Origin of the sequence: Halomonas sp. (assembly GCF_014859505.1) — a bacterium.
Taxonomy (GTDB): Bacteria; Pseudomonadota; Gammaproteobacteria; order Pseudomonadales; family Halomonadaceae; genus Halomonas.
In genome coordinates this window covers 1-11,656 of the sequence record NZ_JACUUD010000017.1, presented here as the reverse complement: position 1 = coordinate 11,656, position 11,656 = coordinate 1, and the positions used below count along the sequence as shown (strand labels likewise).

Annotated in this window: 12 protein-coding genes; 5 read left to right on the top strand and 7 right to left on the bottom strand. The window is 67.7% G+C overall.

The window, feature by feature from the left end; translation table 11 throughout:
• The first annotated feature begins 8 nt into the window (after window positions 1–8).
• Window positions 9–626 (top strand): YitT family protein, encoded by a 618-nt coding sequence (locus tag IBX53_RS04270; RefSeq protein ID WP_290905838.1) that lies wholly within the window; start codon window positions 9–11, stop codon window positions 624–626.
• 14 nt (window positions 627–640) lie between these two features.
• Here the strand turns inward: IBX53_RS04270 and IBX53_RS04265 are convergent, their stop codons facing one another.
• On the bottom strand, window positions 641–1,243 hold the full coding sequence (locus IBX53_RS04265) for a GspH/FimT family pseudopilin (protein WP_290905835.1): 603 nt from the start codon (window positions 1,241–1,243) through the stop codon (window positions 641–643).
• A 94-nt stretch (window positions 1,244–1,337) separates the two neighbouring features.
• On the opposite strand from IBX53_RS04265, the gene thiO reads away from it, so the two are divergent.
• Window positions 1,338–2,441, top strand: a complete 1,104-nt coding sequence (gene thiO, locus IBX53_RS04260; protein WP_290905832.1) for a glycine oxidase ThiO — start codon at window positions 1,338–1,340, stop codon at window positions 2,439–2,441.
• 6 nt (window positions 2,442–2,447) lie between these two features.
• Here the strand turns inward: thiO and IBX53_RS04255 are convergent, their stop codons facing one another.
• Window positions 2,448–2,729 carry a PP0621 family protein gene (locus IBX53_RS04255; RefSeq protein WP_290905829.1) on the bottom strand — a complete coding sequence of 94 codons (282 nt, stop codon included), beginning with the start codon at window positions 2,727–2,729 and terminating at the stop codon, window positions 2,448–2,450.
• A 161-nt stretch (window positions 2,730–2,890) separates the two neighbouring features.
• Here IBX53_RS04255 and IBX53_RS04250 point away from each other — a divergent pair, with 161 nt between their 5' ends.
• Window positions 2,891–4,522, top strand: coding sequence for an NAD+ synthase (locus tag IBX53_RS04250; RefSeq protein ID WP_290905826.1), 1,632 nt, complete (start codon window positions 2,891–2,893; stop codon window positions 4,520–4,522).
• Window positions 4,523–4,685: 163 nt separating this feature from the next.
• Here the strand turns inward: IBX53_RS04250 and IBX53_RS04245 are convergent, their stop codons facing one another.
• Complete coding sequence (locus tag IBX53_RS04245; RefSeq protein ID WP_290905823.1) at window positions 4,686–5,510, bottom strand: outer membrane protein assembly factor BamD; 825 nt, start codon at window positions 5,508–5,510, stop codon at window positions 4,686–4,688.
• 141 nt (window positions 5,511–5,651) lie between these two features.
• On the opposite strand from IBX53_RS04245, the gene rluD reads away from it, so the two are divergent.
• Together rluD and pgeF are read left to right on the top strand one after the other, a co-directional pair.
• A complete protein-coding gene (rluD, locus tag IBX53_RS04240) occupies window positions 5,652–6,611 on the top strand; it encodes a 23S rRNA pseudouridine(1911/1915/1917) synthase RluD (RefSeq protein WP_290905820.1) in 960 nt (319 codons plus the stop codon).
• A 24-nt stretch (window positions 6,612–6,635) separates the two neighbouring features.
• Window positions 6,636–7,391: a peptidoglycan editing factor PgeF gene (gene pgeF, locus IBX53_RS04235; protein ID WP_290905817.1), complete on the top strand. Its 756-nt coding sequence runs from the start codon at window positions 6,636–6,638 to the stop codon at window positions 7,389–7,391.
• A gap of 151 nt (window positions 7,392–7,542) precedes the next feature.
• Here pgeF and menE read toward each other — a convergent pair whose 3' ends face one another.
• From menE to menH, 4 genes are all read right to left on the bottom strand, one after another.
• On the bottom strand, window positions 7,543–8,976 hold the full coding sequence (gene menE / locus IBX53_RS04230) for an o-succinylbenzoate--CoA ligase (RefSeq protein WP_290905814.1): 1,434 nt from the start codon (window positions 8,974–8,976) through the stop codon (window positions 7,543–7,545).
• Window positions 8,973–9,989, bottom strand: coding sequence for an o-succinylbenzoate synthase (gene menC, locus IBX53_RS04225; RefSeq protein ID WP_290905811.1), 1,017 nt, complete (start codon window positions 9,987–9,989; stop codon window positions 8,973–8,975). The genes menE and menC overlap by 4 nt, the downstream gene beginning before the upstream one ends.
• Window positions 9,990–10,017: 28 nt before the next feature.
• Complete coding sequence (gene menB, locus IBX53_RS04220) at window positions 10,018–10,869, bottom strand: 1,4-dihydroxy-2-naphthoyl-CoA synthase (protein WP_290905808.1); 852 nt, start codon at window positions 10,867–10,869, stop codon at window positions 10,018–10,020.
• Window positions 10,869–11,656, bottom strand: a 788-nt coding sequence (gene menH / locus IBX53_RS04215; RefSeq protein WP_290905805.1) for a 2-succinyl-6-hydroxy-2,4-cyclohexadiene-1-carboxylate synthase, incomplete at its 5' end; no start/stop codon positions are given. The genes menB and menH, both read right to left, overlap by 1 nt.

The window sequence follows — 11,656 nt, the reverse complement described above, 5'->3', positions numbered from 1 at the left end:
AGCACTTCATGGACCTTCAGGAGCGGCCCACCGACCCCCATCGCCACTATGAGGACCTGATGGCGATGCTGATCGGCACGCTGTTCGTGGCCCTGGGCGTGACCCTTTACACCCAGGCCCTGCTGCTGACGGGGAGCACCGCCGGCATCGCCTTCCTGCTGCAGTACGCCAGCGGCTGGCCCTTCGGCGCCTGGTTCTTCCTGATCAACCTGCCGTTCTACTGGCTGGCCATCCGCCGCATGGGGTGGTCCTTCACCCTGCGCACCTTTGCCGCCATCGGCCTGGTGTCGCTGTTCTCCGAGATGACCGGCCGTTGGATCCTGATCGAGGCGGTGGCGCCGCTCTACGCCTCGCTGATGGGGGGCTGTCTGGTGGGTATCGGCATGCTGATCCTGTTTCGCCACCGGGCGAGCCTAGGCGGGGTGAACATTCTGGTGCTCTACCTGCAGGACCGCCATGGGTGGCGTGCCGGCTATGTGCAGCTGGGCATCGATGGCGTCATCATGCTGGTGGCGCTGGCCCTGTTGCCCATGGATCGGGTAGGGCTCTCGGTGCTGGGCGCCGTGGCGCTCAACCTGATCATCGCGCTCAACCACAAGCCCGGGCGCTATATGGGGGTCAGCTGAGCCGCAGCACCACGTCAGCACTGGGCAGGGCCGTCGACCTCGTCATTGCCGACCCGGACCCTGCCCATGTTGTTGACGATCACCTTCCGGCCATCGCCGTGGCGGCCGCAGATGGTGAAGGTGCCGTTGTGGCCGCGGCTCCAGCCGGTGGACTGGTAGCGGATCGGGTAGTCACGGTTGAAGGTGATGGTCGGCCCGCCGCTGGGCTCCAGCACCCTCAGCACATTGACCCCGTTGAGGTTGCCGGCGGTGGCGTGGCCGTCGAGGATGGCGATGGGCAGCGTCCAGTCATGCTTCTCGCAGTGGGTAGCCCCGGGGCTGGCCACGGGGCAGATGGCGATCACATGGCGTCGCGTCACGGCGGTGTTGCGGGCCAGCGCCAGGGCCGTCTTGATGCGCATCACCTCGGCAGCCACCTCGTTGCGGGCGGTGAACTGCCGATAGCCGGGAATCGCCGTGGTAAACAGCACAAGCGCCACGGCGATGGCCACGATCAGCTCGATCAGCGTCAGGCCCTGCTGTTGGCGTGCCGGCCAGGGCGGCGCGGGAGGCATTGCCTGGCGACGGCGTGAAGTGACCAGGTGACGGATGGTACGGCAAGGCGTGACGAGACGCATGGTGCCCTCCCGGAGTGGACCCCTGAGCCATGGGTGGTCTCTTCACCCTAGCCAAGCGCCGTGTTCCCTCTGTCAGACAAAACGGACAATGACTGTGAGCGAATTCCTAGTCGTGGGTGGGGGCGTCATCGGCATGATGACGACGCTGCAACTGGCCGATGCGGGCCACTCGGTGACCCTGGTCGAGCGTGGCCGCTGCGGCCAGGAGGCCTCCTGGGCGGGGGGCGGCATCGTCTCGCCGCTCTATCCCTGGCGCTACGGCCCGGCGGTCTCGCGACTGTCGCGCTGGTCGGAGGGGTACTATCCCGAACTGGCGCAGCGCCTGGGGGAGGAGACCGGTGTCGATCCGGAGTATCGCCAGCGGGGCCTGCTCTACCTGAGGGTGGAGGATGAGGCGCGCGCCCTGGGCTGGGCCCGAGAGCAGGGCAAGCGGCTCGAGCGCGTCGACGCCGACTTCCTCTATGCCCGGGAGCCCGAGGCGGCGCCGGGATGCCGGGAGGCGCTGTGGATGCCGACCCTGGGCAGCATCCGCAACCCGCGGCTGGTGCGTTCGCTGTGGACGCGGCTGGCGGCGATGCCCCGGGTCACCCTGCGCGAGGAGGTCGAGGTGACGGGGTTCGAGGTGGCCGGGGGGCGGGTGCTGGCGGTGAAGACGACCCGCGGCGACCTGGCCGGCGGCCAGGTGGTGGTCTGCGGAGGCGCCTGGGCCGCGGGGCTGCTGGAGACGGTAGGGGTTGCCCTGCCCGTGCGGCCGGTGAAGGGGCAGATGATCCTGTTCAGGGCGCCGCCGGGACTGGTGCAGCGGGTGGTGCTGATGGATGGCCGCTATGTGATTCCCCGCGCCGACGGCCGGGTGCTGGCCGGCTCCACTCTGGAGGAGTGCGGCTTCGACAAGACGACCGATGCCCAGGCGCGGGAGTCGCTGTGGGCCAGCGCCACGGCGATCATTCCGGCCCTGGCCGACTGCGAGGTGGAGCACCACTGGGCAGGACTGCGCCCGGGCTCGCCGGACGGGGTGCCCTTCATCGGCGCGGTGCCGGGCATCGACAACCTCCACGTCAACGCCGGCCATTACCGCAATGGCCTGGTGCTGGCGCCGGCCTCGACGCGTCTGCTGGTGGATCGGCTGCTGGGCCGCGAGCCGATCCTCGACCCGGCGCCCTATGCCCTGGAGGGGCGCTTGTCGAAGGCTAGGTAGGAGGCGCTATTCCTTCTCGTCCGGTTTCTGCTCCTGCTGCTCCTGAAGGTAGCGGTCGAGGTGGGCGGTGGAGCAGAACCACTCACCCTGGTCGCGCAGGGCGTCGCTCTCGGGGACATGCACCTTGCACCAGCTGCAGCGCACCATCTGGCCGCCCTCCTGGCGCGTGTCGTCGCTCTCCAGCAATTCCTCGCGGTCGAGCTTCCACTCCCGGTACATGCGGTAGAGCTTGAGGCCGGCGAAGAACAGCACGGCGAAGATGATCAGGCGGATGATCAATAGATTCATTCCAGTCGGGACTCCCAGGTAGGGGGCGTGATGGCGTTGTGGGGGCAGGATGGCGTTGCCGGTCGATTCACCTAGCAGGTGGGGGCGGGATGGCTTTGCCACTCGGCTTCCCTTGCGGGACAATGAGCATATCCGTCGATTCTCGAGAGATTTCCAAGCCCATGCAAGACCTGACGCTGGTGATGGCTCAGCTGGACCCGCTGGTCGGGGATATTCCCGGCAACACCGATCGCGCCATCGAGTCGGTGCGCGAGGCGCGCATCGAGCATGGTGCCGACATCGTGGTGCTCCCCGAACTCTTCCTGACCGGCTATCCGCCGGAGGACCTTCTGCTGCGCCCCTCCATGGAGACTCGCCTGCGCGTGGCCCGCACCCGCATGGCCGAGAAGGTGGTGCGCGACGTGCTGGTGATCGTCGGCTACCCGGGACGCCGTGAGGGCCAGACCTGGAACCTGGCCGGCGCGCTCTACAACGGCGAGTGGCTCGGCGAATATGCCAAGCAGGCGTTGCCCAACTACCAGGTGTTCGACGAGCAGCGCTACTTCGCCGCCGGCACCCAGCCGCTGGTGATCGATCACAAGGGGCTCAGGCTGGGCCTGATGATCTGCGAGGACCTGTGGGACGAGGCACCTGCGCGCCAGGCCCTGGAGGCCGGTGCCCAGCTGCTGGTCAGCCTCAATGCCTCGCCCTTCCACCAGGACAAGCCTGCCGAGCGCCTGCGCCTGCTCGAGGCCCGTGCCGCCGAGGTGGCGCTGCCCATCGTCTACGTCAACATGATCGGCGGTCAGGACGAGCTGGTATTCGACGGCGGTTCCGCCTGCGTGGATGCCGCCGGTGAGCTGATGGTGCAGGCGCCCCACTGGCAGGTGGGCCTGATGCCGGTGCAGCTGGTCAGGGAGAAGGGCCGGTGGGTGCCGCAGCCAGGCGAGACCGAACCCGACGTGGAGCCCGAGGAGAACCTCTACTGCGCGTTGGTGACCGGGCTGCGTGACTACGTCAACAAGAGCGGCTTCGAGGGGGTGGTGCTGGGCCTCTCCGGCGGCATCGACTCGGCGCTGTCCCTGGCCATCGCGGTGGATGCGCTTGGGCCGCAGCGGGTACACGCGGTGATGATGCCCTACCACTACACCGCCGACATCTCCAGGGAGGACGCCGCGCAGCAGGCCGAGCTGCTGGGGGTGGCCTACGAGGTGATGCCCATCGAGCCCATGGTGGAGGCCTTCATGAGCACCCTGGCCAAGACCTTCGAGGGCACCGAGCGCGACACCACCGAGGAGAACCTTCAGTCGCGCTGTCGCGGCGTGCTGCTGATGGCGATCTCCAACAAGAAGGGGCTGATGGTGCTGACCACCGGCAACAAGAGCGAGATGGCGGTGGGCTACGCCACCCTCTACGGCGACATGGTGGGTGGCTACAACGCCATCAAGGACGTCTACAAGACCTGGGTCTACCGGCTGGCCCGCTGGCGCAACACCCAGTCACCGGCGATCCCCGAGCGGGTCATCGAGCGCCCGCCCTCGGCGGAGCTGGCGCCCGACCAGCAGGACAGCGACTCGCTGCCCGACTACGACGTGCTCGACGCCATCCTGGTGAGCTATATCGAGGGCGACATGAGCGCCGAGGCGATCATCGAGGCCGGCTTCGACCGTGAGGAGGTCTATCAGGTTGTTCGCCTGGTGGACCGCTGCGAGTACAAGCGCCGTCAGGCGCCGGTGGGTGTGCGCGTCACCCGACGCGGTTTTGGCCGCGACCGCCGCTACCCCATCGTCAACGGCTGGCAGCCGGGGGAGTAAGCGCCCTTCGGGCAGCGCCCGGTGGCAAGCGCCGTGTAGCCAAGCCGGTGGGCGATGGGCCGCCGGTGTCGAGACCGCAAACAGAAACCCCGCCGGGTCGAGACCCGGCGGGGTTTCTTGTGGACGCCTGCCACGACGTCGGCATCATCCTGCTCGGCGCTAACTACGCTGAGAGCGACTGGGCGCGCACGTGCCTGGGTTCGAAGGTGCGGCCGCGCAGCTGGTCGTGGCGAGGGGCGTTCTCGATCAGCACCTCGAGCACTTCCCGGGCGCGGTCGCGCATCTCCAGGCCCAGGTAACCCTCGACCATCACCGCCAGGGCATCCCGGGACGCCTCGGTCTCGGGATAGTTCTCGATCACCCAGCGGCCACGCTCCACGGCGGCCAGGTAGGCGCCCCGACGCAGGTAGTAGTCGGCCACGTGCAGCTCGTGGCGGGATATCAGGTTGCGCAGGTAGACGATGCGCTGCTGGGCGTCCGGGGCATACTGGCTGTTGGGATAAAGGCGCACCAGTTCACTGAAGTCGGTGTAGGCGTCGCGGGAGGCGCCCAGGTCGCGCTTGGAGATGTCGATCAGCTTCAGACGCTCGAGGCTGAAACGCCCCGCCTGCCAGGAGGCCAGGCCGCGCATGTAGAGCGCGTAGTCGGCCTGGGGGTGGCTCGGGTGCAGGCGGATGAAGCGGCTCGAGGCGGCCCGGGCGGCCTCCCAGTCACCGCTCTCATGGTAGGCGTAGATCAGCTCCAGCTGCGCCTGTTCGGCGTGGTTGCCGAAGGGAAAACGGGTATCCAGGGCCTCGAGCCGGGTGATGGCGGCGGTGAAGTTGCGCCGCTCCAGGGAGTCGCGCGCCTCTTCGTAGAGTTCGCGCTCGGCAACGCCGGCGAACTCGTCCTCTTCTTCGTCGGTGGAACCGCTGCTGGCGCAGCCCACCAGCAGGCTGGAGGCGAGCAGCATGGCCGCAAGACGGGCGGTAGGTCGGAAAACGCGCATCGTGATCCTCGTGGCAAACAACGCGGACGGGCCGTGGTAGAATCGGCTATGACTCGCTCACTATAAAGCACTGCGCGGCAAAACGCAGTCACCGGGCGGTGCCTCCCTTTCTTCACCCTGCTGACTGGCAGCCCATCGACCATGCCCCAGACCCTGGAAGCCCAGCAACGCATTCCCGATGCCATGGCCGGCCTGCGCCTTGACCAGGCCGCCGCCGAACTGTTCGCCGACTACTCCCGCGAACGCCTCAAGGCCTGGATCAAGGCTGGCGATCTCACCCTCGACGGAACTCCCGCCAGGCCCAAGGACAAGGTCTACGGGGGGGAGTGGCTGCGGCTGGCCACCGAGATCGAGGAGGAGACCCGCTTCGCCCCCGAGGAGATCCCGCTGAACGTGGTCTTCGAGGACGACGAGGTACTGGTGATCGACAAGCCGGCCGGCCTGGTGGTCCATCCGGCGGCGGGCAACCCGGACGGCACCCTGCTCAATGCGCTGCTGCACCACTCTCCCCGGCTTGCCGGCGTGCCGCGGGCCGGCATCGTACATCGTCTGGACAAGGACACCACCGGCCTGATGGTGGTCGCCAAGACCCTGGCCGCCCAGGCTACTCTGGTGGCGCAGCTGCAGGCGCGCACCGTCTCCCGCGAGTATGACGCGGTGTGCGTGGGGGTGATGACCTCGGGTGGCAAGGTTGACGCGCCCATCGGTCGCCATCCCAAGGATCGCAAGCGCCAGGCGGTGACGGCCTCCGGCAAGCCGGCGGTGACCCACTACCGGGTGGTGGAGCGCTTCCGCGCCCATACCCATGTGCGTTGCCGGCTGGAGACCGGGCGCACCCACCAGATCCGCGTGCATCTGGCGCACCTGCGCTATCCGCTGGTGGGTGACGCGACCTACGGCGGGCGGCTGAAGCTGCCGCCCGGCGCTGCCGAGCCCCTCAAGGAGATCCTGCGCGAATTTCCCCGCCAGGCGCTGCACGCCCGCAAGCTGGCCTTCGTGCACCCCGCCAGCGGCGAGCCGGCGACCTTTCGCTCGCCGCTGCCGGATGACATTCTGATGCTGCTGGACTACCTGCGCCACGACCACGAGACGATGCGCTGACCTGTCTTCGCCGAGGACCTGCCGATGAGCGACGCCCCCGACCTGCGGCCTTCCCTGATCCTGCCCGATTGGCCGGTGCCCACCTCCGTGGGCGCCTTCGTCACCACCCGCGAGACGGGTCCCAGCCAGGGCGCTTTCGCCTGTTTCAATCCGGCGGACCACGTGGGCGACAACGCCGACCATGTGGACCTGTGCCGGCGGCTGCTGCAGAAGCAGGTCGATGAAGAACGGCCGCTGCTGTGGCTCAACCAGGTGCATGGCGCGCGGGTACAGCAGCGCTTCGATCCGACGTCGCCCGAGGCCGATGCCGCGGTGGCGTTCAACCGCGACTATGCCTGCGTGGTGCTCACCGCCGATTGCCTGCCGGTGTTCTTCAGCGACTATCGCGGTACCCGGGTGGCGGTGGCTCACGCGGGTTGGCGCGGGCTGGCGGGCGGCGTGCTGGAAGCCACGGTGGCCGCGCTTGGCGTGCCGCCGGAAGAGCAGCTCGCCTGGTTGGGGCCGGCGATCTCCAACGCCCAGTTCGAGGTGGGTCCCGAGGTCTATCATGCCTTCGTCGGGGTGCACCCCGAGGCCATCGAGGCCTTCGACCCCAGCCCCTACCGCCTGGGCCACTACATGGCGGACCTCTATCGCCTGGCGCGCCTGCGCCTCGAGCGCCTGGGCGTGTCCCACATCAGCGGCGGCCACTTCTGCACCGCCTGCGAGCCGCGCTTCTACTCCCACCGCCGCGACGACGGCCGCACCGGCCGCATGGCCAGTGTGATCTGGCTGCGCTGACCCGCCGTGCTGCTATCCACGGGCAGGGTGCCGTAGACCGTGTCGTCGGTGATTTGGGTGATGCGTATACCCAGCGACTGCATCAGGGTGTCTCGGCTGGCGTCATTCAGCGCATCGATGTCGACGGGGCGCTTCCACATGGGCCGCGCGCTCAAGAGGGTGTTCGATCGTCAGGATACAGCACCGCGACGCCATCGGCCTCGGCCCTCTGTGCCAGGTCCAGGCGCCTGATCTTGAGTCCAGTCTGGATGGGCAATGGCTGAAAGGCCACGGGCACCATGAAGGGCGGCAGGCGCTCGCGCAACCAGCTCCTGAGCGCCTCGGTTTCCACGACTGACCGCACCTCAATGAAGGCCACTGGGCGTTGCCCGAATTCCCGGTCCGGGCGGGGCACGACAATCGCCCGCACCACCTGCGGATGCTGATGGAGGGTCTTTTCCACCATCTCGGGCTGGATGTTCTCGCCACCGCTGATGAACTGGTTGTCGAGTCGTCCGGTAATCTCGAAGGCGTGGTCGCTCCAGTGGCCCAGGTCGCGGGTGTGGAACCACCCCTCGGCGTCGGTGGCCGGGTCCGTCTCGCCGTTGCGCAGATAGCCCTTGAACAGGGTGTCACCCCGCACCAGGATCTCGCCGTTGTCGTCCACCCGGCATGTGCGATGGTCCAGCACCTTGACGCTGCCTTCGGGGGACTGACTCAGCACCTGAGAGCTCATCTCGGTGAGGCCATAACTCATCCAGCAGGGCAGCCCCCGCCACCGGGCCGTCTCCAGCAGGGAGGCGCGCACCGGACCGCCGCCCAGCAGGATCGCCTTGAGTCGGGGCAGGGCGCAGTCCTGCTCCAGCAGTCGCTGCAACTGGGTTTCCACCAGGGAGAGATGGGTCACGCCGGCGGCTGCCAGATGGTCTACGTCCTCGGCCCGCTCCCCCAGTACCAGGGAGGCACCCCCCAGCAGGCAGCGAAACAGGATGGCGAGCCCGCCCACGTGGAACAGCGGCAGGGAGAGCAGGTAGCGATCCCCCTGGGCCAGGGGGATCGCCCGATTGGCCCCCTTGGCGCTCAGCACGTGGTTGGCGTAACTATGCATCGCCACCTTGGGTTGACCGGTGGTGCCTGAGGTGAGAACGCCGGTGCGGATGTCGTCCGTCGGGAATTGCAGTGCAAGTCCTGTGCGCTCCGGGCCCGAGGGGCGCCCAGGCGTGTTGGCGTCAGTTTGGGTGCCAGGACCGGCGAAGACCGCGTCCCCGGGGGTGGCGATCCGCCAGGCCATGGCATGAACCTGCATCAGCGCCTTCACAGACGCCGGAGGCATGGCCGGGTTCACCGGCAGTAGGCGGGCCCCCGCGCGCAACACGGCGAAGAGATCCACCAGGGTCTCCAAGCTGCGCTCCGCGCCGAGAACGACCCATTGGTTGGGTGCCACGCCCTGTTCACTGAGTGACAGGGCCCGCTCGGTGACCCGATCCGACCATTGGGCGAAGCTCAGGTCGCTTTGTCCCGGCCGAATCAGGGCCGTTTGCCCGGGCCATCGGCGGGCCGCCTCGCTCAGCAGGCAGGGCAGGAAATCACTAGGTGCTGCGGTCATGTCCAGTGTCCCAGACAATCTAGATCGTCACGCCTCAGCACTGGCCGTCGGGCATGTTCGGGCTGGCTGCGTATGGGTTCGATCAGGGCGTGGGTAAAGGGGGCGAAGGTGTCCAGGCCCTGGGGGCCGGTCAGCCCCCAGTGGTCGGCCAGGCGGGCGTAGAGGTCCAGGGTGAGGTTGCTCTCGTAGGCGGCGCTTAGCACCACGACGAGCCCCCGGCGGCGTGCCGCGGACACCCAGGCCTGGCTGCGCTCGAGGCCGGTGAGCATGGGCTTGATCACCAGGGCCGCCAGTCCGGGGGTGTCCAGCCGGCTGTCCAGGGTCTCGGGGGAGGCTTCCCGCAGGGTCTCGTCCCAGGCGAAGGGCAGGCCAGTGGCGGCGAACCAGCCTGCATAGTCGCTGCCGGGCAGCAAGGGCTCCTCGATGAACTCCACCCGCCGGGCATCCATCGTGTCGCTCAGGCTGCGGGCCTGGTCGAGTGTCCAACTGCGGTTGGCATCCAGCCGTAACCGCTGGTCGCCTTGCAGGCGTCCGGTCAAGTGCCGGATGCGTTGCCCGTCCACCGCCACTGATGCGCGACCGACCTTGAGTTTGATGCAGGGGTCCCGGGGGAGCGTGTCCAAGTCGGCGTCGTGGCGCAGCAACCGGCAGCGTGGCAGGTCGCGGGCCGGGGCCAGCGGGGTCGATCCTTGCAGTCGACCGCTTTCCAGCCCGAAGCGTACCTCGGGGCAGAGTTCGGCCCGATCCAGCCGATCCGTGTCGAGCCTTTGCTCCAGAGTGCCAGGCCCCTGGAGGAGATCCTGGAGTTGCCGGCTGCATTGCTCGAGGCCATGGGTGCTGAAGCCGGGCAGCGGACTGACCTCGGACCAGATGATGCGCTGATCCTCAACCTGCCATTCCAGAAGCAGGCCCTCTCGATGAAAGAGCGTGAACTGACCCAGGGACAGGGGTTGGCGCAGGGCAACCCGATAGCGCCAGAGGGTAAGTCCGATGAGCGGAACCTGGCACGACATCATGGCGTCCTGTGCCACGTGAGGGGCATCAGGGCTGGCGTTTGAACTTGTCAAAATCGGGTTTGCGCTTTTCCAGGTAGGCGTTGCGCCCTTCCTGTCCCTCTCCGGTCATGTAGAAGAGCATGGTGGCATTGCCGGCCAGCTCCTGAATACCGGCCTGGCCGTCGGTGCCGGCATTGAAGGCCGACTTGAGCATGCGTAGCGCGATGGGCGAATGTTCCAGGATCTGGCGGCACCAGGCCACGGTCTCCTGTTCCAGTTGCTCCAGCGGCACCACGGTGTTGACCAGGCCCATGTCCAGGGCCTCCTGGGCGTTGTACTGGCGGCACAGGAACCAGATCTCGCGGGCCTTCTTCTGGCCCACCACGCTGGCCATGTAGCTGGCACCGAAGCCGCCATCGAAGGAGCCTACCCTGGGACCGGTCTGACCGAAGCGGGCATTCTCGGCGGCAATGCTCAGATCGCAGATCAGATGCAGCACATGCCCGCCGCCGATGGCATAACCGGCCACCATGGCGATCACCGGCTTGGGGCAGGAACGGATCTCTTTCTGCAGATCCAGCACGTTCAGGTGATGCACGCCTTGATCATCCTGGTAGCCGGAGTCGCCGCGTACCCGCTGGTCGCCGCCGGAGCAGAAGGCCAGGTCTCCCTGGCCAGTGAGAATCACCACGCCGATGGTCTCGTCGAAACGGGCATCGGCCAGGGCCTGCTGCATCTCCTTGACGGTGAGCGGACGGAAAGCATTGCGCACCTGGGGGCGGTTGATGGTGATCTTGGCGATCCCTTCCGCCTTGTGATAGAGCACATCCTGGAAGGCGCCGCTGTGATCCTGCCAGTCGGCGGCAGAAATGATCCGGGAGGTGGTGGCTGTAGTCATTAACGGTCACGGCTCTTGGCAACGGCCTGCGTGTCGCGGCAGGTGCGATGAATGAGGTAGGCCACCGTTTTCGGGGCCTCGGCGTGGCAGTTATGCCCCAGGCCATCCAGTTTGACAAGTTCGAGGCCGGGGCAGCCCCGGGACCAGCGCTCGCCCAGGGCGCAGAATTTTTCATCCCGCCGCCCGGCGATGAAGCGGCACGGCATACCCAGCGCCGCCACCCCGGGGATGAGCGCGGGCTGATGCCCCAGGCTGGCGGCACGCAGGACTCGGGCCAGCTGCCGTGGATCCTGTGAGGCGCGAGCGGCGATGAAGGCCCGGCGACGGGCGTCATCCAGCGACGCGAAAACCGGCTGACGGTACCACGCCTCCAGGACATCGGGCCAGGGGCCCTGTTCGAGGCGCCGGGCCCAGGCTTCGTCATGGTCCAGGCGGGCCTGGCGCTCGGCGCTCGACGCAAGCCCGGGATGGGCACCTTCCAGTATCAGGGCATTGACCCTTTCGGGATGTCTCACGGCCAGCCAGGCGGCGATGCGCCCGCCCATGGAGTACCCGGCCAGGGCGATGTGTTCCGGCAATTGTTCGGTCAGCCCGGCCCAGACCCGCTCACAGTAGGCGTCGAACGGCAGGTGTTCATCCGCTGGGTCCAGAGGGGCATCGCCGTGTCCGGGCAGGTCGGGGGCGAGGCAGCGGATTGCCGGCGGCAGGTGCTTGATGACCTCGTTCCAGTCGTTGCCGCGACCCATGAAACCATGGAGCAGGACCAGGGTTGTGGTAGCCATCAGAG